Source organism: Methylobacillus gramineus (assembly GCF_020532675.1).
Taxonomy (GTDB): Bacteria; Pseudomonadota; Gammaproteobacteria; order Burkholderiales; family Methylophilaceae; genus Methylobacillus; species Methylobacillus gramineus.
The window spans coordinates 1-25,882 of sequence record NZ_JAJAVE010000001.1; the positions used below are offsets into that span (position 1 = coordinate 1).

The following is a 25,882-nucleotide window of genomic DNA, read 5'->3' on the forward strand; positions in this document are numbered from 1 at the left end:
TGGCGGCCATAGCGAATTGGACCCACCCCTTCCCATCTCGAACAGGGCCGTGAAACGATTCTGCGCCAATGATAGTATACTTCTCGTATGCGAAAGTAGGTCACCGCCAGGCTTTTATTCAGAAAGCCCGCTAGGAAACTAGTGGGCTTTTTTCATGTTCCGTTTCTATGCTTGTGGCACGTATTGGACATATATTAAAGTATTACACCTTTATTGCTTTTGATTGCTTTTGTTGATATCACAAGTCGCTTTTACTATTCATTACGCCACTTCTGGGCTAATTCAATAAGAAGGGCAAGGTAGTTCTGTGCACCGGTACTATTCGGTTGATGACGGAATATATCGATCCCATATTCCGGACTCTCCGCCACTGAGACATTCTCTGAAATGACGGTTTCAAGCAGATCATTGCCAAATAGTTGCTTAGCTTTGTTTTGTACTTGAAATGTCATGCCGCGCCTGCGGTCAAAGCGTGTAAGCAGATAACGTCGCTCTATACGCCGTTTTAATACAGGTTCTATGGCTGCTAATGTGTCTGCGACTTTTTTTGCGCCTTTGAGCGAAAGAAAGTCGGATGAAATTGGGATAATAATGAGATCTGCAGCAAAGATAGCATTCAGTGAGAGCGTACCCAGATAAGGGCAGCAATCAATCAAGGTATGACGCCCCATATACAGTTTGTCTGCTACATCGAGGCCATGGCGCAATTTATTCAGTATCGCTTGCCCTTTGCCAAAGGCTGAATCGACTTTAATCAGTTCCTTGTGGGATGGGATGAGATGGCCCAGGCCTGTCCACTCGACCTCCAGATGGTACAGTGGTTTGTCATCTTGATAGAAGCCAAACAGGCTTTGCTTTGCACTTTCAGGAACATGGCCATGAATCTGCGTCAGATGCGCTTGTGGGTCCATGTCGATCAATAGCGTTTGCTTACCCGTACGTTGCAATGCACCGGCAAGATTCAGGGCCGTGGTGGTTTTGGCCACCCCGCCTTTCTGGTTAAAAACTGCAATACGCGCCATAATACTCTTTGATCATCCAAATAGTCTGCAGGATCGGAAGCTGCATTATCCCGCATAAGCCTGTAGCTTAATCTGCAGATTTGAAGCATTAATACCGTACTTTTTGCCAGTTAAACTTTATTGCCCCTCAAAGGAGCTGTTGTGACCAAGTCTATTGCGGTGCTTGCAGGTGGTTGTTTCTGGTGTACTGAACCAGTATTCAGCCAACTGAATGGTGTTGAGTCTGTGGTGTCTGGCTATATCGGTGGTCAGACACTGAATCCGAGTTACAAAGACATATGTACTGGGGAGACTGGTCATGCAGAGGCGATCAGGATCACTTTCGATGCTTCACTCATCAGTTTTGAGGTGCTGTTGGAGATATTCTTTTTAATCCATGATCCTACGACGCTTAATCGCCAGGGACATGATGTAGGCACTCAGTATCGCTCTGCCATATTTTGTCAAAATGAGCAGCAACGGGCCAGTGCAGAGCAGATAATTGAAAGTTTTAACCTGCATCATGTATTTGGTGCACCGATAGTGACCCAAATTAATGATGATGAACACTTTTATCCTGCCGAGGATTATCACCAGCAATATTTTGCCAAAAATCCACAACAGTCCTATTGCCTGGCAGTGGCTGCACCTAAAGTAGCAAAAATTCGTGCCAAATATGCGGATAAGTTAAAGGGTACTCGATAAGTCTGGTATCAATGCCTGCTCAGCCATTGCCTGCGCCAGAAATGCAATGCCATACCGCCAGCAACCAACAGCATTAGCCCTATTGCAAACCAAAAACCCCAGTCGTCATTCAATAACGGCATATGCTCAAAATTCATGCCGAATATGCCTGAGATCAATGTTGCTGGCATAAACAGCATGGTGACCACCGTGAGTATGCGGACTTCTTTATTGACCTGGTTGCTGATACTGGAAAGGTAAATATCCAGCATGCCTGCGAGCAGGTCACGTAGTGATTCCAGTGATTCGATGAAATGAATACTGTGATCATAGACGTCACGCAAGTAAAGAATGGTGCTTTCCTGAAAAAAGCCAAATTCGTTACGGATCAAGCTATTGATGATCTCGCGTAATGGCCAGACGGCTCGGCGTAAATCCATGGTTTCACGTTTGAGTCTATGGATGCTTTGTAATACCGCATCTGAAGGTTTACGTAACAACTGCTCTTCGAGTTTTTCGCAATCGTCGCTCATTTGCTCCAGCATGGCGAAATATTGGTCAACTATCATATCCAGTAGGGCATAAGCCAATACATCTGCACCGGACTTTCTGAGCAAACCCTTATTGGCACGCAACCTTTCCCGCACAGGATCAAATGAACCGGTTGGGCGCTCTTGAAATGACAGGACGAACTTATCCCCAAGAATCAGGCTGATTTGTTCTGAATTGATCGCCATTTGCTCGGAGTCATAACTGAAGAATCGTGTCACCAGATACAGATAGTCCTCATAGGCATCTGTTTTGGGACGTTGGTCGGTATTCAGGATATCTTCCAGCACCAGTGGATGGAGTTTGAATTTTTGGCCAATGGCGGCAATCAGTGCTGGGTCATGCAAGCCGTGTATATTTAGCCAGAGAATGGTATTGTCCGGCAACTGGGTATTGTGGATTTCATCCAGGGAGCTGATGGTTTTTTCTTCGATGAAATCCGCTGTGTAACTGAACAAGGTCAGTTGTATATGTGAGGTTTTGATATCACCAGTGTGCATCAGCGTGCCTGGCGGCAGCCCGATTTTTTTGCTGTGTGAGTGACGTCTTTTTTTCATGAATACTACACTCCTGCTACGGCATGGATGGTGTTGTGCCGGGCATATCCGACATGGGCGATGTCCAGACCAGGGTATGAATTACACTTCCAGGTCGCTGAATAAGGGGGTAGAAAGGTAGCGTTCGCCAAAAGAAGGGATGATGACGACAATCAGTTTGCCATGATTTTCTGGACGTCTGGCAACTTCAAGGGCTGCCCAGGTAGCGGCACCCGATGAAATGCCGACTAATAATCCATCTTCAGTGGCCATACGCCTTGCCGTATTCATGGCATCTTCATTTTTGACCCGGACGATTTCATCATAAATATCTGTATTCAGGATAGTTGGAATAAAGCCAGCCCCTATTCCCTGCAAGGGGTGGGGGCCGCGTTGACCACCAGATAGCACCGGACTGGCATCCGGTTCTACAGCAATCATCTGCAGGCCTGGTTTTCGTGGTTTAAGCGCTTCTCCGATGCCGGTGATCGTGCCACCCGTTCCTATGCCCGAGACAATAATGTCGACTTGGCCATCCGTATCGCGCCAGATTTCTTCCGCAGTGGTTCTTCTGTGAATGTCAGGATTGGCAGGGTTATCAAATTGCTGTGCAATGATATAGCGTGAATCTGCTGCTGCCAGCTCCTCTACTTTTTTAATCGCCCCAGGCATGCCTTCAGGACCGGGTGTCAGGATGAGTTCCGCACCATAAGCCTTGAGTATTAGCCTGCGTTCTCGACTCATGGTTTCAGGCATTACAAAGGCACAGCGGATGCCGCGTGAGGCACATACCATGGCCAACCCTATGCCGGTATTGCCACTTGTGGCTTCTATGATAATGCTGTCAGGCTTGATGCGGCCTGCTTGCGTCAAGGCATCCATAATAGATACCGCAATGCGGTCTTTTACACTATGAGCTGGGTTAAAATACTCAAGCTTACAGGCGATGGTCGTCGTGGAGTCTATGCCAGTGGCGGTTCTGTTGAGGCGAACTAAAGGGGTGTTGCCGATGAGCTCGGCAGTGTTATTGGCAATACGCATAAGGCACCTGCTGAATGGATAGGCCATAGAGTAATACACTGTACTCAAGCCCACAACCAGAGCCCACAGCTAGCCGGTCTGGCTTATTTGATTGGAGATAGGATGTCTAAGTATTTTTCGCTATTTTGGCTAACGGGTTTGCTGACATTCAATGTCCATGCTGCTGATATCCAAGACCCCAGGGTGGCCTTGATTGAGGATGAGAGCTCAGAGTGTTTGTCCAATGACGGAAAGCTGATTCTGCTGCAAATCAATGCAGATAAGCCTTTGGTTGTTTGGCTGGATAGATGGTTTATGGGCGTGCAAACCGCAGATCACACCAAGCATGTATTGCAGCCAGGGCAGGAACCGATTGCACTGGGATGCTCAAAGACGCGAGATAAAGATCAACAAGTGTGGACGATTGCTAGTGTGCAGGAGCAATAAGCTTGCAGACTCACGACCCGCTATCGCTAGTACCTATAGCGTAGCCGGTGGAATAGACAAACTATCGCCGGTGGCAAAGAAAGCGCCTCCTGCGATGTAATGCAATGTGCGAAGTTGATCCTGGCCTTCAAAATGCCAGCGCCCGTTGGAAAACACTCGGGTATCGGCATAGGCAGCGACGACCTCACCAATAAATAAATCATATTTTTGCTGGTTTTCTACTTCCTGCAATAGCCTACACTCAAGCCATGCTACACAGCCCTCTAGCAAAGGGGCTTCTATGCTTGCTGCAGGAAAAGTGGGCAAGTGATAAGCAGCAAATTTATCAGTCTCAATAAACCGTTCTTCTTTGCCACTGGATGAGCCGACCTGCATCACGATCTCACTTTGCTGTATGCATGGGACGTTGATAGCAAAGGTTCCTGCACCTTCGATCAGTCCACGGGTATAAGTATTTTTATCGATGACAACCGCGATCTTGGCTGGATCAAAGTCTAGAGGCATATTCCAGGCGGCTGCCATGATGTTCTGCTTGCCAGCATGTGTTGCAGATACCAGCACGACAGGCCCATGATTGAGCAAGCGGTAAGCATGCTTGAGTTCTACTGCGGTAATAGCCATTTATTTATGCCAGTGATCGCGTAGGGTAACGGTGCGGTTGAATACTGGGTTGCCTGCTTTGGACTCTCTCTTGTCTGCGACAAAGTAGCCGTGACGTTCAAATTGGAAGCGCTCTTCTGCCTGCGCCTCTTTCAGGGCTGGTTCCAGTTGCGCGGTAATGGTGTGGACAGAATCAGGGTTGATATCATCAAGATAGTTGCGGTCTGCGGCACCAGGGTGTGCCTCCTTGAATAGTCTGTCATACAGTCGGATTTCAGCTGCATAGGCGTGATTGACGGAAACCCAGTGAATGTTGCCCTTTACTTTGATACTGTCTGCACCAGGAGTACCGGACTTGGTGTCAGGCAGGTAGTCGCAATGCACGGTAGTGACCTTGCCATCCGCGTCTTTCTCAAACCCTGTGCACTTCACCACGTAACCGTAGCGCAATCGCACCATTCCATCCGGGAACAGGCGGAAATAGCCTTTGGTGGGGGCCTCCATAAAGTCTTCGCGTTCTATCCATAATTCTTTGGACAATTGCACGGTACGCTTGCCCAGTTCTGGTTTCAGCGGGTGGTTGGGGGCAAAGCAGTCCTCGCTTTGGCCTTCAGGATAGTTATCAATTACCAGCCTGATCGGATCCAGTACAGCAATGCGGCGTTCTGCCGATTCATTGAGCGTTTCGCGCATGCAGTCTTCAAGAATCGTGTATTCAATCCAGGAGTCTGATTTGGAAACGCCGATACGATCCGCAAACAAACGGAAGCCTTCTGGCGTGTAGCCTCGGCGGCGCGCACCGGCCAGGGTTGGCAGGCGGGGATCATCCCAGCCGCTGACATGCTTGTTCTCTACCAGTTCAATCAGCTTGCGCTTGGACAATACGACATAGGTCAGGTTAAGACGTGAGAATTCATATTGCTTGGGCAATGGGTTGGCAAGCAGACCCGCTTCCGCTAGGCGCTCCAGCACCCAGTCGTAGAATGGACGCTGATCTTCGAACTCAAGCGTACAGATGGAATGGGTGATTTGTTCCAGCGCGTCTTCCAGAGGGTGGGCAAAGGTATACATCGGGTAAATGCACCACTTGTCCCCCGTATTGTGGTGATGGGCGCGCTTGATGCGGTAAATAGCCGGGTCACGCAGGTTGATGTTGGGTGAGGCCATATCAATCTTGGCGCGTAACACCATGCTGCCATCGGCATGTTGACCATCACGCATTTCATGGAATAGGTGTAGCGACTCTTCAACCGGGCGGTTGCGCCATGGAGAGTCTTTGCCAGACTCTGTCAGGGTGCCACGGTTTGCGCGCATGTCTTCTGCCGACTGCTGGTCTACATACGCGTAGCCATTGTTGATCAGTGCTTCAGCAGCGCGGTACATGAAGTCGAAATAATTGCTGGCAAAGTAAAGGTGGGATTGATCAAACGCATCCCAGCCAAATCCCAGCCATTTCACCGTGTCCTTGATGGAGTCTACATATTCCTGCTCTTCTTTTTCCGGATTGGTATCGTCAAAACGCATGTGGCATACGCCACCATAATCCCGTGCCAGGCCAAAATTCAGACAGATGGATTTTGCATGACCAATATGCAGATAGCCATTGGGTTCAGGCGGAAAGCGCGTGCGAATTTTGGCCGGGTCGGGTTCGCCTGATGCTTGTTGGCTAGCATCTCCGGGTGCACCGCTCCAGCGACGGCTGGCATAAGTGCCTTGTTCAAGATCGCGTTCAACGATATTGCGAATGAAATTGGCGGCAGGGGCAACGGGAGTTTTATCAGAAGACATGGGGTATGGAATATACATTGCTGTGAATATGGCGCTATTTTACATTGGTTAGGCGCTTGGTGTTCACTTGGCTCGCGTGCTCACGGATTAGGCTGCTGATATACTCGCCTTATTCTATGAATAATCTCGTTTTCCCTATACTTAGGTTGCTGGCGGATGGCCGTTTTCACTCAGGTGAGGATATTGCGCGTCAGTTCTCTGTGACGCGTGCATCTGTATGGAATGCCATGCAGGCAGCTGAAGCCCTGGGTGTGGAGGTCTTTTCCGTGCGAGGACGTGGTTACCGTCTACCGGAGCCAGTGCAGTTGCTCGATTATGAACCCGTGCTGACTGCCTTGGGTGAACGTCGCAAGCAATTTCGGCTGGAACTGCATGATGAAATAGACTCTACCAATACGTACTTGATGCAACAGGCGGCCAATGGTGCACCGCATGCCAGTTGCATCGCTGCCTTGTTGCAAACCAAAGGCCGGGGTCGACGTGGTCGAAGCTGGCAGGCCGCATTGGGTGCGAGCCTGACCTTTTCCTTGCTCTGGCGCTTTCAGGCAGGAGCGGCTGCGTTGTCAGGCCTGAGCCTGGGCGTTGGCATTGCCTTGATTCGCACCTTGCGTGCGCTTGGCATTGATAACGTGCAGTTGAAATGGCCCAACGACATATTGGTTGGGCGTGACAAGTTGGCAGGTATCCTCATTGAGTTACAGGGCGATATGGATGGTCCCAGTGCCGCTGTGATTGGGATAGGTCTCAATTTAAAATTACCGGCCGCTGTGCGGGCACAAATTGATCAGCCGGTTACGGATCTAGCCCGTTTAAGCAAGCAGAATATCAATCCCAATGAACTATTGGGGGCGTTACTGAATCAGTTAGCCTGTGTGCTTGAGCAATTTGAAAGCCAGGGTTTTGAAAGTCTGCGAAATGAGTGGGAGCAATATCATGCTTACCATCAGCAAGCGGTACGCCTGTTATTCCCTGATGGACGCGAGTTACACGGTACGGTGAATGGCGTGGCGCAGGATGGTGTGCTCCTGGTCAATACCGATCATGGTGTGCAACGTTTCTCCTCAGGTGAAATCAGCTTGCGAGGTGCCGCCTGATGGATAAGTTATTGGCTATCGATGCCGGGAATACGCGGATTAAATGGGCTGTGTTTACACGTCAAGGTGACATAGCGCAACGCGGTAGTCTGGCGCATGGTCATGCACAGCTCACGCCTGATTGCTGGCAGGCGTGTAGTCGTGCCGTGGTGGCCAATGTGGCAGGAGAGAGTCGTCGTGAGGCGTTGATGCAGCGCCTGGTGCCGCTGGGCATACCTTTGAACTGGATCACTGCAAGTGCTCAAGCCTGCGGACTGACAAATGGTTATGAAGATAGCACACAGCTCGGGATAGACCGCTGGGCCGCCATGGTGGCCGCGTGGCAGCACTATAAAAAGAGTTGTGTCGTGGTCAATGCAGGTACCGCATTGACCGTGGATTTATTGGAACGAACCGGGCCGGAGCAAGGCCGATTTGTCGGCGGCATCATTGTGCCGGGGTTGCGTTTGATGCAATCAAGCTTGGGCTTGGCAACGGCAAATATTGCCGATCAGGCAGGGGATTTGCAGGATTTCCCTGTGAATACCGCTGATGCCGTCTACAGTGGCATATTAAATGCCATGTGTGGTGCTGTGGATAATATGCTGCAGCGCTTGAGCGAGCATTGCGGTCAGGTGGTACCCTGTATCGTGAGTGGCGGGGATGCAGAAACACTGCTGCCTTTATTGCAGAGACATGCGCTCGCAAGAGAGCATGTGCTGGAAGAAAACCTTGTGTTGCAAGGCTTGTGGCATTTGGAAAGAGATGCGTTATGAAGTGGTTAATGGGTGCGCTGCTGGTGTTGAATATTGGGTTTTTTAGCTGGTTTGCTCTGAGCAAGGCACCTGAACAACCTCAGCAGCCTTTACATCAACCTTTGCAGCCAGAGAAAATCAAACTGCTGATCCCGGAAGAGGTGGAAGCCTTACCTAAAATCGGTGAGGTTGAGGGAAGCCCGAAGCCAGACGAGGTCTATGGTTGCTATGAGTGGGGTAGTTTTGCAGAGCAGAGTCTGAAGCAGGCGCAAAACATTCTGGTGCAAAACTCATTGATTGCCACTGTGGAGCAGAAAACGTCTAGAGAAACCATGCGCTACTGGGTGTATATCCCGCCACTGCCATCTGCACAAGCTGCGCAGGATAAAGTGGTGGAGTTGAAAGCGCTAGGCGTAGATGTCAGTTTTATTATTCAAGAAGCACCCTGGCGTAACGCAATTTCGCTGGGAGTCTTTAAGGATGAGCGATTAGCGACTAAACTGCTAGAGCAGTTAAAGCAACGCGGGGTGGTATCCGCACAAAAAGGGATACGTAACCAGGAAAAAGGCCGATCCAGCTTGTTGATTAACAACATGTCCTCAGAAATGGCGATAGAGTTGAACAAGCTGGGAGCTAGCTTCCCTGGCAGCGAACTTAAACAGGTTATTTGTCAATAGGAGTCTGTATGGGAATTCTCAAAGATATCGTCAAGAAAATTGCGTTGGCTGCTGCCGTTGTTGCTGGTAAGCGTATATTGAGCAAGGTGGTCACCGATGTGATTGATGGTGATAAAACTACACCTGTCAACGCCCAGACAAGTACACCCGTCAAGCCCAAGCCTGCTAATAGCAGAAAAAAACCGACTGCTAAGCCTAAATCTGCTGATGCCAAAACTGTTAGCACCAGAAAACCTAAAGTTGCTGCTACGGAAGACAAAAAAACGCTTACCAAGCCAAAGGCACCACGTAAGCCTCGGGCTAAAACTGCCGATAAGGCAGTGTCACACAGTAGTGGCACGAGCAGCAAAAATAGTGACAATACAAAAGCAGCAAGTACAGAAGTAAAATCAGAACCAGCTGCCAGTGAAAACAAAACTTAATACTGTGGGCACTCCTGCCTCATTATTTACATAGAGTTGAATGATGGGGCGGAAGAATCTTTAGCATTAACCGAAGGTAAGTTTCCTTGCCATCCTCCGCCTAGAGTCTTGATCAGATATACCGTATTAATTAGTTGCTGGCCTGTAATCTGCTGTACTAGTCTGCGATTTTCGAGCTGTACCTTTCTTGCGATAAATAACTCAAAAGACGTAGCAAGACCATTTTTGTATTGATGCTCAATAATATCTACAGCCTGTGTGGAGGCATGCTCTGCCGCTAGGTTATTTTCGGCGGCATCTGCCAGAGCTTTGTCTATACTCAAGCCATCCTCGACTTCTTGTAGGGCAAGCAATACCGTCTGCCTATAATTCGCTGCAGCCAGCTCATGCCCTGCCTTGGCGAAATCTACCCGCGCACGATTACGGTTGCCATCAAATATGGTCTGGCTAAGCGCTAGGCCTAATGACCAGACAATACTAGGTGCATCAAGCAAGTTATTGAGCTCACTACTTTGCCAACCTCTGCTGGCAGTTAATCTTAAATTTGGGAATCGGGCTGCTGTTGCCACTCCGATTTGCGCATTGGCAGCAGCAACAGCACGTTCGGCAGACGCTACATCTGGCCTTCTTTCAAGGATATACGCCGGCAAATCCAGAGGAACACTGGGAATGCTTGCTGGCAGTTGTCTATCAGCAATCGTGAATTCGGAGACTGGAACCCCGGTTAAAGTTGCGAGCGCATGCCGTGTCTGATCACGCTGACTTGTTAATAGGTTGTGTTGTGCCTGAGTGCTGTTGAGCAGGGATTCTTGTTGCAGACTGTCCAGTTTTGAAGCTACACCAGTCTCCTGTCTGAAATGGATAAGCTCTACTGTGCCTTTTTGTATCGCGATAATTTGTGCTAACGCTTCTATTTCCGCATTTTGAGCACATAAATTGAAATAATTGGCAGCAATATCTGCCGCTAGAATTAACTTGATATTTTCAAGGTCAGCTGCTATTTGTTGTTGGCTTGCCGAGCTAGATTCCACCTCCCTGGAAATACGACCAAACAGATCAACTTCATAAGCTGCACTAAATACTGGATTCAGGTTTGTCTGGATGTTGGTGGAAACGCTGGCATTACGGGCATTGTTGGGTCTGTTGGCTGAAGGTTGAGTTCGCGTAGCGTTTACCCCAACTTCTAATGTCGGCAAGTAAGATGCCCGAGAAATTCTTGTAAGGGCTCTGGCCTGTTCTAGTCTGGCGATGCTAGCCTTAAGAGATTGATTGCGACTTAGAGCCTGTTGTTCCAGTCGATTCAGCTCAGCGTCCTCAAATATCTCCCACCATGCACCTTTACTCAGTCCATCACTAGGAGCTGCTGAGCGCCATTCTTCCTGCCAACTGACAGGGACTTCTAAGGCTGGTTTATGGTAGTCAGGGCCTACCGCAGCACATCCGGCCAGCAGCCATACCAGGGATAATGCTTGAGTCGTACGCTTCATGCTTTGCTAACTCCTGGGTTTCTCTGTGTTGGGCGTAGTGGCTTTATTGTTTTTATTTGTGGATTTTTCCTGTTTCTTGTCTTCTTGCGGTGGCGCTTCTTGTGCTAATACCTGCTCATTTTCCTGCAATGAGTCTGATGGATTAATAACAAGCCTGTCCTTGTTGGTAATACCGCTAAGAATTTCTACAGTTTTACCCAGATCGCGCCCTAATCGTACTGGCTGAAACTCAATTTTGTTATCCGCATTTAATATCGCAATGCTAGGTTCATTTTTACCCAAGATGAGCACCCCTGCAGGCACTATCAGTGTTTTTAATGAGCTGACCAGATCTAAGTTGACATCAACAAATGCCCCTGGAATAAGTTCTCCAAGGGGGTTGGGTAGCAGAATTTCAACTTGGCGTGAACGTGTGGCTGGATCAATGGCTCCTGAGACATGTGCAATGGTGCCAGTAAATGATTTATCCTGAATTTCATTCAGAGTGATTTGAACCTGTTGTCCTTGCTTAATGCTGGTGGCATAGACCTGTGGTATCCACAGTGAGATTCTCAATTTTTCGGTTTGTGCAAGCGTAAATAGTGCATTGCTACCTGAGGTAACCAGAGTTCCCAAATCTACATGCCGGCTGATAATGGTGCCGGAAAAAGGAGCGGTGATGCTTCGATAGTCTTCCAGTTGCTGTAGACGTTTGACTGTGGTTTTTGCCACTTCGAGTTCAGCATTGGCTTGCGCGAGCAGACTACGCTTCTCTTCAAGGTCCTGCTGGGTAACGGATTCACGCTGGCGCAGCAACTCCCATCGCTCTTGAGTCAGTTTAGCAAGTGCTTGCCGGGCTTGTACTAAATCAAGAGAGGCTTGTGCCTGAGCCAACTCTTGGGTTTGCTCAGGAGTTTCAATCTGCGCCAGCAACTCCCCTTTTTTGACTTTGTCACCCAGCGTCTTGTACCAAGCTGACAGATATCCGTTACTTCGTGCGTAAAGGACGGCTTCGCTATAGCCACGTAGCGTAGCGGGAAGCGTAACATTGTTAACCAGATTACCAGGCTTGGCGTAAGTAAAGTTGACTGAGCGTTGTAGGTTTTCTTTGGTGCGAGACTCCAGCGCGAAAGCTTCTGTTGTATTCAGAGTAAAGCGCAACAAGCCGCCAATTAGCAGGATAGCTACCAGCAACAGGCATATCCAGCTGAAACGTTTCAGAGTCAGCGCTGAGTCTGGAGCAGAGGGGGCCAGCAAGTGATTGTCGATATTGGTCATGGCGTGGTTGGCTCGGGTTGAGTTTGGTTAAAGTGAGGATGTCTTGTGGATTGACGTCTACGATGGAGACTTGCAAATACAACTGGTACGAACAGTAAGGTGGAGACCGTGGCAAACAATAAGCCGCCAATTACTGCTCGACCGAGCGGTGCATTCTGTTCTCCGCCTTCACCGAGTCCCAGTGCCATTGGTAGCATTCCGACTATCATGGCGGAAGCGGTCATTAAAACGGGCCGTAAACGTGTAGCACCGGCATCAAGTGCTGCTGTAATTGGTGGAACGCCAAGGGCTAGTTGTGTGCGGGCAAAGGAGATAACCAATATGCTATTGGCAGTGACTACGCCGATACTCATGATCATTCCGGTGAGTGCCGGTACGCTGAGCGTAGTGCCGCTCAAGAACAAGGTCCAGGCGATCCCTGCCAGTGCCGCTGGGAGTGCAGTGATGATGATGGCAGCATCCAGCCACGACTGGAAGTTGACTACGATGAGCAAGTAGACCAAGACGATGGCTACAATCAAGCCAGTGCCTAGACCGATAAAGGCATTGTCCAGTGTCAGACTCTGGCCGCGGATTTCAATTTCCGAGCCCTTGGGCAACTGTTCGCGAGTTTCATCCACCAATTTCTGGATGGCACGGCTTGCGCTACCAAGATCACGTCCTTGAACGCTGGCATAGACATTGACCACTTGATTGACATCGTAATGCGAAACAACTGGCTGCTGCGCGGAGCGGGATATCTTGACCAGGTTACCTAACAGTTGCGGCTCACTGTTGCTGCTTTTCACTGGAGTTCTGAGCAGTGCATCTATACTGGACAGATCTGACTCCAAGGAGTTGACGCCAATGTTATAAGTGTTCCCGTTTGTCGGGTTGAGCCAATATAGAGGAGCGGTTTGCATGCTGCCGCTGAGGGATATCATGAGGTTCTGTGCAACATCTGTTGCGGTTAGACCCTGCTGGTGTAAGCGTGCCCTATCCATTTCCAATCTCAGCACAGGCTTACTCCAGCGTTGGTGGACATGGGCATCTACTACACCGGGGATCTCTCGTAACTTATTGCTGAAGCTGTTGGCCAGAGCCGTATTTTCCTCAATCTTGTTGCCCTTGAACAGAATGTCAATGGGAGCTGGAATGCCGAAATTCAGAGTTTGGCTGACCTGGTCAGCCGGTTGGAAGAAAAACTCCACACCAGGAAATGCGCGTGGCAGCTGTTTGCGAAGCTCAGCAATGTAATCTGCGGTTGGTTTATTCTTGTAGTTGATCAAGGAAAGCATGATTTCAGAATCAGAGGACTCTACCGTGCCTGCATTGCCAAACAAGGTGTTGCGAGGGGAGTATGGCCCTCCGACAATATCCAGCACATTGCCGATTTCAGTCGCAGGAATCACGCTCTTGATATGATGCTCTATTTTTTCTACCAGTTTCGGCATCTCCTCCAGACGCGTGCCAGAGGCAGCACGGATATGCAGGCGAATCTGGCCCGCATCGACTTCTGGGAAAAGGTCTTGCCCTAATAGAGGGTAGATGCCTAATGAGAGCAAACTGAAAAGAATAAAGAGCAGACTGAAATGACGGCGCCTATTGAGTAGTGCTCCTAACAGGCTGATGTAGTAGCGGCGAAAAGTTTCAAAGCCTTGGTTGAATTTATGATGCAGGCCTTGAAATAGCCATAAGTTGCCAGATGGCTTGCCTGTCCTGTTTGCCGTCATCATGAACATCACCAATGTCGGTACTAGTGTGCGGGAGATAATGTATGAAGCTAGCATGGCAAATATCACGGCTTCCGCCATGGGTACAAAAAGATATCGTGTGATGCCTTCCAGAAAAAACATGGGCGCAAACACAATGCAAATGCAAAGCGTGGAAACAAAAGCGGGTACCGCGATTTCAGCAGCGCCGTCCAGGATGGCTTGATGGGGAGGTTTGCCCATATGCATGTGTCGCTCTACGTTTTCGATTTCCACTGTCGCATCATCAACCAGAATCCCGATCGCAAGAGCGAGGCCTCCTAGGGTCATTAGATTGATGGTTTCACCTATCAAATGCAGCACAATCAGTGAAGACATGATGGACAAGGGGATAGATACCGCAATAATTGCGGTGGTTTGCCAGCTGCCGAGAAATAGCAGGATTAATGCTGCGGTCAGTGCCGCAGCAATCAGCGCTTCAAATACCACATTGCTGATCGCGGCCTTGACGAATAATGATTGGTCAAACATGGCCTTGAGCTTGATGCCTTCAAGTGCTTCCATTGCCTTGGGTAGCGCAGCTTTGACATTGTTGACTACCTCCAGGGATGAGGCGCCACCGGTTTTCAATACTGAGACCAGAATGCCACGTTCACCGTTCTGTCGTACGATATTAGTGGCTGGTGTAGATCCATCACGTACCTGTGCGACATCCCTCACGTAAATAGTATTGCCGTTGATAGTCCGAATGGGGATATCACCGAGTTTGGGTATGCTGGAAATGGCACCATTGAGGCTGACATCATATTGGCTCTCTCCGAGCTTGATTGTGCCCGTTGGGAGAATCAATGTTTGTGAAGCAATAGCGCTACTGACATCAGCCGGCGTCAGGCCCTTGGCTATAAGTGCTGCATTATTTAGATTGACTGCCACCTGACGCCCACGATTGCCGTAAGGGAAGGTCATGGTAACGCCTTTGATTTTGAGCAGGCTGGGACGAAGAGAGTTATTTACTGCATCGCCAATCTCAATATCAGACACGGTATCGCTTGAAAGACCGAGCTGTATTAGTGGCAGGTCGGTCGCAGAATACTGCACTACCTGTGCAGGTTGCATCCCCTGCGGCATTGAGCGTTGTGCTGTCGTGACATTGGATAGCACTTGGGTCATTGCCGAGCGTATATCTGTCCCTTGCTGAAAGAAAATCTTGCTAATGGATAGGCCCGCTAGCGAAACAGATTCTGTATGTTCCACATCTTCTACAGTCTGATTGAGCCCGCGCAGCGTTGGGTTGGTAATTCGATCCGCGATCTCACGTGCTGATAAGCCGTTATAGGACCAGCTGATTGCAATCACTGGAATGTTGATATCCGGGAAGATATCTGTGGGCATATTGCGCAGTACATAAGGTGTAGATAACACAATGAGGAGCGCCGCTACTATAAAAGTATAGGGGCGGCGAAGTGCAATATTGACTATCCACATGACTGAATTTAGCTCCGATATTTCTTGGTGAATATCTGCAATGAAATGATTCCCAGTCCTTCTATATGAAGGACGGATGTGAATAGCAAAAATCGTACCCGCTAATATTCACTGCTGGCTGGCGTTAATGGGGCTTTATAGTGGATTTGGTGTTTGAATTTAAACACTTTAAGGGTGCTGATCTGTTTGGTTGTGCGCAGTTGTCTGAATGTGGTGCAGTTGCCAGATTGGCATGGAAATATATCTTCTGTTTTGCCATAAACAGCGGGACTGATTTCCTCTGTTGTTGCATCAGCATTAATGATTAGAAGTATTCAGAAGGAGAAAAAACAATTTAATATTATTTATAACTAAATCAACTGGTTGTGTGTTTTTGTCGAGAGGGTTTTGTCTTGGCACAATAAATGCAGAGGTGGTGGGCGATTTAATTCTAGTGGTTTCGAACAATTTCGAAATGCTGATTATCCGTTTATTAAGGGATCGTCCAATGAAGCATAATTTTAGATACTTGATTTTAGCTGTGTTGTTGAGTGGCGCGACTGCCACTCTTGCGGCGGAGGCTGATGCTGAGAAAACAGCAAAGCCAGCCGCCAGTAAGACCTCATCAGCTAATAAAGATTGGTCTTGGCAACCTGTGGCTACTCCGCAGGTACCATCAGTTCAACAAAAAAAATGGGTGCGTAGCCCGATAGATGCATTTGTACTCGCGAAGCTTGAAGAAAGTAGTGTTAAGCCATCTGCTGAGGCTAGCCGTGCAGCTTTTATTCGTCGTGCCACTCTGGATGCATGGGGTTTGATTCCATCCACTGAAGAAGTCAATGCATTTGTGAATGATAAATCGCCGGATGCTTATGAAAAGCTGGTGGATCGTTTACTTTCTTCTCCGCGATATGGTGAGCGTCAGGCGCGTAAATGGCTGGATCTTGCTCGATACGCAGACAGTACTGGCTTTCAAGGGGATCAAACCCGTCCGAGCATGTGGCGGTATCGTGATTACGTGATCAATTCTTTTAACGAAGACAAACCCTATGATCGCTTCGTCAAAGAGCAGTTGGCGGGAGATGAGTTATATCCTGGTGATACCAATGCGCTGGTGGCAACAGGTTTTATGGCAGGTTTTCCGGACAACAAGAACTCACGGGATTTGATCCAGCGTAAATACCAGATCACAACTGATATTACCGATACAGTGGGTACTGCGATATTAGGTACTACTTTTGAATGCGCGCGATGCCACAACCACAAGGCAGACAAGATTAGTCAGAAGGACTACTTTGCCTTGCAAGCATTCTTCTCCAATGTGAGTGCAGTGGATAATATTCCCGCGCCACGTGGCTCAATTGAAGCTAGGTATGAACAAGACAAAGCTAAGTGGGAGGAGGCAACCAAGGAAATTCGCGCTAAACGTGCTGCCATTATAGAGCCGTTACGTGCAGCAGCAGAACAGTATCACAAAGAGCGCTATCTCTCAGATAGTCGCGATTCTATCTTTAAGCCCAAGAATGAGTGGAATGCCACAGACCGTTGGGTACACCATCGTTTGGCCAATGTGACTACGGATGAAGATCTGGGTGCCTATCTGCGAGTGAGCGGTGAAAGCAAGGAAAATCCTGAATACGTAGCTGAAAATGAATCAAAGTGGCTGGAATATAAAAAGCTTACTGATGATCTGAAGAAGTTCGACAAGCTCAAGCCTGCCAAAGGTTCAAACACTATTTCAGCCATGACTGAGCTTGGGTATGCTGATGCGCCATCTAGCTTCGTTTTCTTTGGCGGCAATCACGAGCGTCCCCTTGACGAAGTACAGCCTGCCTTCCCTGCGGCGTTGACGAGCGAGAAACCGCAGATCATTCCGACATCGATCTCCTCAGGTCGCCGTACGGCCTTGGCTAACTGGATTGCCAGCCCGCAGAACCCGCTGACAGCTCGTGTCTTTGTCAATCGAGTGTGGGATCAATACTTTGGCACTGGCATAGTCCGCACCGTCAGCGACTTTGGTCGAGCTGGAGACAAACCTAGCAACCCCGAGCTGCTGGAATACCTGGCAAGCAACTTTGTGAAACAAGGTTGGAGCGTCAAGAAGCTGCATAAGGAAATCCTGCTATCCAGCGTGTATCGCCAATCGTCCGATTATCGAGAAGATGCATACAAGGCAGACCCTGAAAACAAACTGCTGGCAGTGTTCCCCCGTAAGCGACTGGATGCAGAACAGATCCGTGACTCCTTGCTGGTGGCCTCAGGCAAGCTTGAAGATAAAGTAGGCGGACCTAGCGTGATGCCTCCTGTGCCTTCTAACCTGAATGCAGGTGCGCTGTGGCAAGTGTCTGGTGATAAACAGGATTACAACCGTCGCAGTTTGTATGTCTTTACCCGTCGTAGTGTGCCTTATCCATTGCTTGCAACCTTTGATATGGCATCTGCACAGCAAGTGCATAGTAAGCGCGACGTCACGACTACGCCATTGCAGGCACTTGCTTTAGTGAATAGCGATATTGTTTTTGAATGGTCGCAATCGCTTGCCGGCAAGGTAATTAGTGAGGCAGGGGGTAACGAGACTGCACAAATCGAAAAACTCTATCAGATCTTGTTTGCACGTAGTCCTGACAAAGCTGAAAAGGCGACCTTGACGGCTTTCCTTGCTAACCACGAAAAAATTATCAAGGCCAAACTGAAGGATGCCGATGGCAGGCTCGCATTGGCAGTGCCTGTGGGGTTGAAGGATACACAACAACTTGATCCAGTCCGTGCCTCTGCTTTTGTCGACCTAGTCCACACCGTGGCTAACTCTAACGAATTCAGCTATCGCTTTTAATAGCGCTCAAAAATTGAATATAAATAAAAGGAAACAACATCATGAGCAATAATTCACGGCGTGATTTTCTAGTAAAAGCAGGGTACGGACTAGGTGGTATTACCCTGAGTGGCCTTATGCCTGGCGGCGGTATTTTTGCGACAGTTGCCAATGCAGCTTCATTAGTCGATCCATTGGCGGCTAAAGGCACTCATTTTCCAGCCAAGGTGAAATCGGTTATCTGGTTACACATGGATGGTGCACCCAGCACCATAGATTTGTATGACTACAAGCCAGATTTGATCAAACTGGCTGGCCAGGATATTCCAGCCTCTTTCCTCAAAGGTATTAAGACCAGTACTCAGGGTGGTGTTGGTAAGTTGTATGCATCAAATCGCACCTGGAAACAACATGGTGAAAGTGGTGCCTGGTTCTCAGACCTGTTACCCAACCTGGCCAAGCAAGCCGATAAACTGGCCTTTGTGAAATCCAGCGTGACCATTGGCGCTACGCACGATATTTCCATTCTTAAGTTGAATACCGGTGATCTTAATCCTGGGCGCCCATCCTTGGGTGCCTGGGTGCAGTATGCCTTGGGCTCTGCCAACCCAGACTTACCCGCTTATGTCGTGCTTTATGCTGGTAAGAAAGAGCCTACTGGTGGTTCTGTTAACTGGAGCTCAGGTTTCTTGCCAGCGGTTTATCAAGGCACGGCTTTCCGTCCCGGATCATCGCCTATCTTGCACTTGGAACGTCCGGAGCTGATTGCTGCTGCACAGCAACGCGACAATCTGGATTTGCTGAAACGCCTGAATGAACAACGTGGTGCGCTCTATCCAGAAGATACTGAACTTCGCGCCCGACTGAATGCTTATGAGCTAGCTTATCGGATGGAGTCTTCAGCTCCCGAGGCTGTGGATTTAAGCAAAGAAAGCGATGCGACAAAAGAGTTGTATGGGCTTAACGATGAAATTACCAAGGATTACGGGACTAATATGTTGCGTGCGCGTCGCTTGGTCGAGCGCGGAGTTCGATTTATTCAGGTAGTGACTGGGCCATTGGATATATCTGGGGATAGTCGCAACTGGGATGCCCACCAGGATTTGGAAAAGAATCACGGTGCTCATGCCAAGGCTGTTGATAAGCCGATTGCTGGTTTGCTGGCGGATCTAGAGTCTCGGGGCTTGCTGGATTCCACATTGATTGTGTGGACCTCTGAGTTTGGTCGTACCTCTTATGGTCAGAGCGGTACGGGCCGTGATCACAATCCTTGGGGCTACACCCAATGGTTGGCGGGTGGTGGCATCAAGGCAGGGAGTACATTCGGGCAGACGGATGAGGTTGGCTTGCAGGCCGTGGGTGATCAGACCATGGACACCTATGATCTCCATGCCACCGTGTTGCAGCTAATGGGCCTTGATCACCTAAAAACCACGTTCTTACACAATGGTCGCTCGGAGCGTCCGACCGTGGTGTATGGGCAGGTAATCAAAGAGCTGTTAGCTTAAATCAACAATAGTTCTCATCAGCATTTTTAGAAGTGGAAAAGCCCGCAATTTAAAGCGGGCTTTTTTATTTGATGTTTTTTTCTATATATCTAATGGTTCTATATTTTGATGTTGGTATTGCAACACGGTATGTGTTGCTGTGGAACAAATTTGCTTTTAACAAAACATCTCGTGGTGATAGTTTTTTTTAATGAAATGTAAAAATTATTAATTATCAATTGGTTAGTTTTAATTTTTGGCTTGATTTTTGATTGGCATGATAGTTGCCTATCCATGCTGCATTCAAGGTCTTTCATTGTAGTTGCATTTCCATGACCAATGAATAGCACATTTTGTTGGTTCAGATATTTGGTGATCGATTCTAAGGGTAATTTATGAAAATTCGGTTGGGGCATCAGTTAATAAAACGCAGTGGTTACGTAGGGGTCGCATTATTGCTGGCTAGTGCTGTCGCAATGGCAGCCGATGGAGAGGCTGATAAAGCGTCTAAGGCTGCAACCAGTAAAGCCTCCACGGCCAATAAGGATTGGTCTTGGCAGCCTATAGCCAGCCCGCAAGTGCCATCTGTGCAGCAAAAGAAATGGGTACGTAGCCCTATTGATGCTTTTGTGCTGTCCAAGCTGGAAGAGAAAAGTGTTAAGCCATCTGCTGAGGCCAGTCGTGCAGCGTTTATTCGCCGTGCCACCTTGGATGCATGGGGTCTGATTCCTTCTACTTCAGAGGTGAATGCTTTTGTTAATGATAAATCTCCCGATGCTTACGAGAAGTTGGTCGAAAGGCTATTGGCATCGCCGCATTATGGAGAACGTCAAGCGCGTAAATGGCTGGATCTTGCTCGATACGCAGACAGCTCAGGTTTTCAGGGGGATCAGACAAGACCTAATATGTGGCGTTATCGCGATTACGTGATCAACTCCTTTAATGAAGACAAGCCTTATGATCGCTTCGTTAAAGAGCAGCTTGCAGGGGATGAGCTTTATCCGGGTGATACCAATGCGCTGGTGGCGACAGGTTTTCTGCGGGGCTTTCCAGACAATAGTAATTCTCGGGATTTAGTGCAGCGTAAATACCAGATCACCACTGATATTACCGATACTGTAGGTACCGCGGTTTTGGGTACTACCTTTGAATGTGCACGATGCCACAACCACAAGTCAGACAAGATTAGCCAAAAAGATTATTTTGCCTTGCAGGCATTTTTTGCCAATGTAAGTGCCGTGGATAACATTCCTGCGCCAAAAGGCCCTCAGGAAGTCCAGTTTGAAAAATCCCAGGCTAAGTGGGAAGAGGCAACTAAGGAAATCCGCGAAAAGAAAAAAGCCATCGTGGATGCTTATCGCCCTGAAGCCGTTGCTTATCTATTTGAGCGCTACACTGCTGACACACAGGATGCGTTGAAAAAAGTCTATGTGCCAGGTAGTCAATGGACGGCTCGTGACCGCTGGATTAATCATCGTTACGGCAATTATCAGACCGATGACATTCTGGCGAATTTCTTTAGGGATAACGCGAGCAAGGATGCCAAGGACTATAAGCCTGAGTATGCAGAGAAGTATGCTGAATACAAAAAGCTGGATGATGAGCTGAAGAAGTTCGACAAGCTCAAGCCTGCCAAAGGTTCAAACACTATTTCAGCCATGACTGAGCTTGGGTATGCCGATACGCCGCCAACCCATGTGTTGTTCACCGGTGCTTTTGACCATCCCCTTGACGAAGTACAGCCTGCCTTCCCTGCGGCGTTGACGAGCGAGAAACCGCAGATCATTCCGACATCGATCTCCTCAGGTCGCCGTACGGCCTTGGCTAACTGGATTGCCAGCCCGCAGAACCCGCTGACAGCTCGTGTCTTTGTCAATCGAGTGTGGGATCAATACTTTGGCACTGGCATAGTCCGCACCGTCAGCGACTTTGGTCGAGCTGGAGACAAACCTAGCAACCCCGAGCTGCTGGAATACCTGGCAAGCAACTTTGTGAAACAAGGTTGGAGCGTCAAGAAGCTGCATAAGGAAATCCTGCTATCCAGCGTGTATCGCCAATCGTCCGATTATCGAGAAGATGCATACAAGGCAGACCCTGAAAACAAACTGCTGGCAGTGTTCCCCCGTAAGCGACTGGATGCAGAACAGATCCGTGACTCCTTGCTGGTGGCCTCAGGCAAGCTTGAAGATAAAGTAGGCGGACCTAGCGTGATGCCTCCTGTGCCTTCTAACCTGAATGCAGGCCGTTTCTGGGAGGTTTCTAAGGACACTAGCGACTGGAATCGCCGCAGTCTGTATATCTTTACCCGTCGTAGTGTGCCTTATCCATTGTTAGATACTTTTGATATGGCGAATGCCCAGCAGGTACACAGTAAGCGCGACGTTACCACTACGCCATTGCAGGCACTGACTTTGTTCAATAGTGATGTCATCTTTGGCTGGTCTCAAGCTTTGGCCGGAAAAGTGATCAGTGAGGCGGGAAGTAATGAATCAGCTCAAGTGGATAAGCTCTTCCAGATATTGTTTGCGCGAAATCCTGACAAGGAAGAGAAAACAGCTCTGATTGCTTTCCTTGGAAGCCAGGAAAGGCTGATCAAGGCCAAAATCAAAGATGCGGACGGCAAACTTGGATTAGCAGTACCTGTGGGGTTGAAGGATACACAGCAACTTGATCCGGTGCGTGCCTCTGCGTTTGTCGACCTAGTCCACACCGTAGCTAACTCTAACGAATTCAGCTATCGCTTCTAAACAGCGTTTATAAGACATTGAATACAAATAAAAGGAAATAGCATCATGAGCAATAATTCACGGCGTGATTTTTTGTTTAAAGCCAGTTACGGAGTGGGGGGGGTGGCTCTTAGCGGGCTGATGCCTGGTGGCGGATTATTTACGACCTTTGCGAATGCAGCCTCACTGATCGACCCATTGGCGGCAAAAGGCCCGCACTTTCCGGCCAAGGTGAAATCGGTTATCTGGTTACATATGGATGGTGCACCCAGCACGTTAGAATTATTTGATTACAAACCTGATTTGATCAAGATGGCAGGCCAGCAGATTCCTGACTCTTTCTTGAAAGGTTTGAAAGCGGGTATTCGTGGTGGGGACGGTAAATTGTTTGTCACTGATCGTACCTGGAAGCAGCATGGTGAGAGTGGTGCCTGGTTCTCAGACCTGTTGCCCAATCTGGCCAAGCAAGCCGATAAGTTGGCTTTTGTGAAATCCAGTGTGACCATTGGCGCTACGCACGATATTTCCATTCTTAAATTGAACACAGGCGATCTTAATCCTGGTCGCCCATCTCTGGGTGCCTGGATACAGTATGCGCTGGGATCTGCTAACCCGGATCTTCCTGCCTATGTAGTGCTATATAACGACAAGAAAGAGCCGACCGGAGGCTCCATCAATTGGAGCTCAGGTTTCTTGCCAGCGGTTTATCAAGGTACGGCTTTCCGTCCCGGTGCATCGCCTATCTTGCATTTGGACAGGCCTGAGCTGATTGCAGCAGGCCAGCAGCAAGGCAGTCTGGATTTGTTGACCAAGCTCAATCGCGTACGTGGTGCTCATTACCCAGAAGACACCGAATTGCAGGCACGTATCCGCTCTTACGAGTTGGCTGCACGAATGGAAGTATCTGCTCCTGAAGCTGTAGATTTGAGTAAAGAGTCAGATGCGACCAAGGCGTTGTATGGCCTGGATGAAGACATTACCAAGAGTTATGGGCAAACCTTGTTGCGTGCACGTAGGTTGGTAGAGCGCGGAGTTCGCTTTATTCAGGTTGTTTCCGGACCACAGGATATTGCTGGAGATAGCCGTAACTGGGATGGTCACAACGATATTGAAGAAAATCATCGTACTCACTCAAAAGTTGTTGATAAGCCGATTGCTGGTTTGCTGGCGGATCTAGAGTCTCGGGGCTTGCTGGATTCCACATTGATTGTGTGGACCTCTGAGTTTGGTCGTACCTCTTATGGTCAGAGCGGTACGGGCCGTGATCACAATCCTTGGGGCTACACCCAATGGTTGGCGGGTGGTGGCATCAAGGCAGGGACTACATTCGGGCAGACAGATGAAGTTGGTCTTCAAGCGGTTGGCAAGACTATGGATACTTATGACCTTCATGCCACGGTCTTACAGCTCATGGGCCTTGATCACCTAAAAACCACCTTCTTGCACAATGGCCGCTCTGAGCGCCCTACCGTGGTCTATGGTGAAGTCGTCAAGGAATTGTTGGCTTAACACTGGGTTCTTGCATCAAGCACTGCGCGATGAAAATCCCTGAATATGAATTTCAGGGATTTTCATCGCGCAATTTATTTAATGCTGAGTAAAGCGCTTCAAGGGAGTGGTATATCGCCCCGAGATAGGCAGAAATAAAAAGGGTTAAATGAGTAAGTTTTTAGTTTCACTATTTGTTTATCTTGCATTAACAGGATCTGTAGTAGCAGCGCTGACTGAAATTGAAGAAGATTTCATGCAAGACATCGAAGACATACAGAAAAGCATGACATCGAATATTTCTTTGCAGGATGCAGCCACAGCGAAGTCAGAAGCAGTTGAGCTTGAAGCAATGTTCAAGGATGTTGAAGAGTTCTATGTGAAGAAAGGCGATGCTGCGGATGCCGTGGATTGGTCAAAAGAAAGTCGCACTTATCTTGTAGCAATTTCCAAGGCGTTAGAGGCCAAAAACTTTGATGCTGCATCCCAATCTGCAGTCTCACTTGCGAAGACTTGCAAGGCTTGCCACAAGATTTATAAATCCAAAGATTAAATATCCTCAAGACTCAATATCGGAGTTCCCAATGAAAAGATTTATCGTGATCAGTAGTGTATTACTTGGTGTATTCACCTTATCAGCATTGGCTGCGCTTAAGGATGGTGATGTTGCTCCTGACTTTAAGACGCAAGCATCCCTGGATGGGAAAAGTTTTAATTTTTCGTTGAAAGATGCACTGAAAAAAGGCCCTGTTGTTGTGTATTTTTATCCATCTGCTTATACCGGTGGATGTAACGTACAAGCCCATACGTTTGCAGAGAACCATGAAAAGTTCGCTGCTGCAGGCGCCACCATTATTGGTGTATCGCTGGATAGCATTGAACGCTTGAATGAGTTTTCGGCAGATCCTGATTATTGCGCAGGCAAGTTTCCGGTGGCCTCTGATATTGGGGGAAAAATTGCCAAATCCTACGATTTGGTGGTAAGGGATGCTACCTCTGGTAAGAAAGATACCAAAGGTAAGGAAATTGATCACGGCTTTGCTGAGCGTACGACTTTCATTATTACCACTGATGGCAAGATAAGTGAAACAGTTGGTGGTGTGACTCCTGCGTTGAATGTTGATAAGGCGCTTGAGTCTGTTCAGCGTTTGGCCGTTGCTAAAGGCCTTGCCAAGAAGCCTTGATGGGCCTGGCAGGGGAAGGATAGGTAGGTCGTGGCAGTTAAGTTTTTGGCAAGGTTGTGTGTCGGAAGTGGATTGTTTCTAGCACTTGTGTCGAGTCCATATGTGCGTGCCGATGAGCATGATGGGATTGCAGATCGGATTGGCAATGGTGATCCTGTAGCGGGTGAAGTCAAGTCCAAGGCGGAGTTATGTCAAGGATGTCATGGTGATCAAGGCAATAGTAGTGGAGGAGAGTATCCACGCCTTGCTGGTCAATATGCTGATTACATCATGAAGCAGTTCAGGGATTTTCGTTCGGGCGCGCGCCAGCATCATTTGATGAATGCCGTTGCAGAAAGCATCAAGGATGAAGACTTAGCTGATATTGCGGCTTATTTTGCCAGCCGTGAGCGTGTGCGTAGCCAACAAAAGAAATCTAATGAAATCGCAGAGAAGCTATTTGTTAATGGTGATATGAAACGAACCATCATGGCTTGTGCAAGCTGCCATGGCACTGTTGGTCAGGGAAGCTATGTGGGCAGTGAGAGCTTTCCTGCCATAGCTGGCCAACACAAGCTTTACTTACGGGAGCAGCTACTTAAATGGCGGTCACTGGAACGCAAAAATAGTCCTGGTGGCGTCATGAACTTAGTAGCTAAGTCGCTCAGAGATGAGGAAATAGAAGCCCTGGCGGATTACATATCTGGAATGTGATGCCTGGTAGATAAACACTGATGAGTGCTGAATGCAGGTGT

The 25,882-nt window shown here is 48.5% G+C and carries 21 protein-coding genes and 1 rRNA gene; 14 read left to right on the top strand and 8 right to left on the bottom strand.

Features of this window, described 5'->3' with window-relative positions; all coding sequences use genetic code 11:
- Nucleotides 1–112, top strand: a 5S ribosomal RNA gene (rrf, locus tag LG201_RS00005); the annotation flags it as partial.
- A 142-nt stretch (nucleotides 113–254) separates the two neighbouring features.
- Here the strand turns inward: rrf and LG201_RS00010 are convergent.
- Nucleotides 255–1,022: a ParA family protein gene (locus LG201_RS00010; RefSeq protein ID WP_226770141.1), complete on the bottom strand. Its 768-nt coding sequence runs from the start codon at nucleotides 1,020–1,022 to the stop codon at nucleotides 255–257.
- Between the two features lie 141 nt (nucleotides 1,023–1,163).
- Here LG201_RS00010 and msrA point away from each other — a divergent pair, with 141 nt between their 5' ends.
- Nucleotides 1,164–1,706: a peptide-methionine (S)-S-oxide reductase MsrA gene (msrA, locus tag LG201_RS00015; protein WP_226770142.1), complete on the top strand. Its 543-nt coding sequence runs from the start codon at nucleotides 1,164–1,166 to the stop codon at nucleotides 1,704–1,706.
- 8 nt (nucleotides 1,707–1,714) lie between these two features.
- On the opposite strand, the gene corA is transcribed toward msrA, so the two are convergent.
- Together corA and cysK are read right to left on the bottom strand one after the other, a co-directional pair.
- Nucleotides 1,715–2,791, bottom strand: a complete 1,077-nt coding sequence (corA, locus tag LG201_RS00020) for a magnesium/cobalt transporter CorA (RefSeq protein ID WP_226770143.1) — start codon at nucleotides 2,789–2,791, stop codon at nucleotides 1,715–1,717.
- A gap of 81 nt (nucleotides 2,792–2,872) precedes the next feature.
- Nucleotides 2,873–3,811: a cysteine synthase A gene (gene cysK / locus LG201_RS00025; RefSeq protein ID WP_226770144.1), complete on the bottom strand. Its 939-nt coding sequence runs from the start codon at nucleotides 3,809–3,811 to the stop codon at nucleotides 2,873–2,875.
- Between the two features lie 102 nt (nucleotides 3,812–3,913).
- Between cysK and LG201_RS00030 the strand changes: the two genes are divergently transcribed.
- Nucleotides 3,914–4,237: a hypothetical protein gene (locus tag LG201_RS00030; RefSeq protein ID WP_226770145.1), complete on the top strand. Its 324-nt coding sequence runs from the start codon at nucleotides 3,914–3,916 to the stop codon at nucleotides 4,235–4,237.
- A 33-nt stretch (nucleotides 4,238–4,270) separates the two neighbouring features.
- Here the strand turns inward: LG201_RS00030 and LG201_RS00035 are convergent, their stop codons facing one another.
- Nucleotides 4,271–4,858: a flavin reductase family protein gene (locus LG201_RS00035; protein ID WP_226770146.1), complete on the bottom strand. Its 588-nt coding sequence runs from the start codon at nucleotides 4,856–4,858 to the stop codon at nucleotides 4,271–4,273.
- The gene (locus LG201_RS00040) at nucleotides 4,859–6,625 is read right to left on the bottom strand and encodes a glutamine--tRNA ligase/YqeY domain fusion protein (protein ID WP_226770147.1); all 1,767 of its coding nucleotides are present in this window, start codon (nucleotides 6,623–6,625) and stop codon (nucleotides 4,859–4,861) included.
- Between the two features lie 116 nt (nucleotides 6,626–6,741).
- Here LG201_RS00040 and birA point away from each other — a divergent pair, with 116 nt between their 5' ends.
- Genes birA through LG201_RS00060 form a run of 4 tightly spaced genes read left to right on the top strand, consistent with a single transcriptional unit; the run spans nucleotide 6,742 to nucleotide 9,552 of the window.
- Nucleotides 6,742–7,719: a bifunctional biotin--[acetyl-CoA-carboxylase] ligase/biotin operon repressor BirA gene (birA, locus tag LG201_RS00045; RefSeq protein WP_226770148.1), complete on the top strand. Its 978-nt coding sequence runs from the start codon at nucleotides 6,742–6,744 to the stop codon at nucleotides 7,717–7,719.
- Entirely contained in the window at nucleotides 7,719–8,474 is a 756-nt protein-coding gene (locus tag LG201_RS00050) for a type III pantothenate kinase (RefSeq protein WP_226770149.1), read from the top strand. Before birA ends, LG201_RS00050 begins: the two co-directional genes overlap by 1 nt.
- Entirely contained in the window at nucleotides 8,471–9,130 is a 660-nt protein-coding gene (locus tag LG201_RS00055; protein ID WP_226770150.1) for an SPOR domain-containing protein, read from the top strand. Before LG201_RS00050 ends, LG201_RS00055 begins: the two co-directional genes overlap by 4 nt.
- An 8-nt stretch (nucleotides 9,131–9,138) precedes the next feature.
- Nucleotides 9,139–9,552 (top strand): hypothetical protein, encoded by a 414-nt coding sequence (locus LG201_RS00060; RefSeq protein ID WP_226770151.1) that lies wholly within the window; start codon nucleotides 9,139–9,141, stop codon nucleotides 9,550–9,552.
- Between the two features lie 26 nt (nucleotides 9,553–9,578).
- Here the strand turns inward: LG201_RS00060 and LG201_RS00065 are convergent, their stop codons facing one another.
- Genes LG201_RS00065 through LG201_RS00075 form a run of 3 tightly spaced genes read right to left on the bottom strand, consistent with a single transcriptional unit; the run spans nucleotide 9,579 to nucleotide 15,472 of the window.
- Nucleotides 9,579–11,039: an efflux transporter outer membrane subunit gene (locus LG201_RS00065; protein WP_226770152.1), complete on the bottom strand. Its 1,461-nt coding sequence runs from the start codon at nucleotides 11,037–11,039 to the stop codon at nucleotides 9,579–9,581.
- 6 nt (nucleotides 11,040–11,045) lie between these two features.
- A complete protein-coding gene (locus LG201_RS00070) occupies nucleotides 11,046–12,296 on the bottom strand; it encodes an efflux RND transporter periplasmic adaptor subunit (RefSeq protein ID WP_226770153.1) in 1,251 nt (416 codons plus the stop codon).
- Entirely contained in the window at nucleotides 12,293–15,472 is a 3,180-nt protein-coding gene (locus LG201_RS00075; RefSeq protein ID WP_226770154.1) for an efflux RND transporter permease subunit, read from the bottom strand. The genes LG201_RS00070 and LG201_RS00075 overlap by 4 nt, the downstream gene beginning before the upstream one ends.
- Nucleotides 15,473–15,959: 487 nt before the next feature.
- Here LG201_RS00075 and LG201_RS00080 point away from each other — a divergent pair, with 487 nt between their 5' ends.
- The 7 genes from LG201_RS00080 to LG201_RS00110 all read left to right on the top strand — a co-directional run bounded on the left by LG201_RS00080 (nucleotide 15,960) and on the right by LG201_RS00110 (nucleotide 25,841).
- Nucleotides 15,960–18,284, top strand: coding sequence for a DUF1549 and DUF1553 domain-containing protein (locus LG201_RS00080; protein WP_226770155.1), 2,325 nt, complete (start codon nucleotides 15,960–15,962; stop codon nucleotides 18,282–18,284).
- A gap of 41 nt (nucleotides 18,285–18,325) precedes the next feature.
- On the top strand, nucleotides 18,326–19,771 hold the full coding sequence (locus LG201_RS00085; protein WP_226770156.1) for a DUF1501 domain-containing protein: 1,446 nt from the start codon (nucleotides 18,326–18,328) through the stop codon (nucleotides 19,769–19,771).
- Between the two features lie 374 nt (nucleotides 19,772–20,145).
- A complete protein-coding gene (locus LG201_RS00090) occupies nucleotides 20,146–22,497 on the top strand; it encodes a DUF1549 and DUF1553 domain-containing protein (RefSeq protein WP_226770157.1) in 2,352 nt (783 codons plus the stop codon).
- Between the two features lie 45 nt (nucleotides 22,498–22,542).
- Complete coding sequence (locus LG201_RS00095) at nucleotides 22,543–23,985, top strand: DUF1501 domain-containing protein (RefSeq protein WP_226770158.1); 1,443 nt, start codon at nucleotides 22,543–22,545, stop codon at nucleotides 23,983–23,985.
- Nucleotides 23,986–24,133: 148 nt separating this feature from the next.
- Nucleotides 24,134–24,517: a hypothetical protein gene (locus LG201_RS00100; protein ID WP_226770159.1), complete on the top strand. Its 384-nt coding sequence runs from the start codon at nucleotides 24,134–24,136 to the stop codon at nucleotides 24,515–24,517.
- On the top strand, nucleotides 24,468–25,148 hold the full coding sequence (locus LG201_RS00105; RefSeq protein ID WP_226770160.1) for a peroxiredoxin: 681 nt from the start codon (nucleotides 24,468–24,470) through the stop codon (nucleotides 25,146–25,148). Before LG201_RS00100 ends, LG201_RS00105 begins: the two co-directional genes overlap by 50 nt.
- A 30-nt stretch (nucleotides 25,149–25,178) precedes the next feature.
- A complete protein-coding gene (locus LG201_RS00110; RefSeq protein WP_226770161.1) occupies nucleotides 25,179–25,841 on the top strand; it encodes a c-type cytochrome in 663 nt (220 codons plus the stop codon).
- Nucleotides 25,842–25,882: the final 41 nt, after the last annotated feature.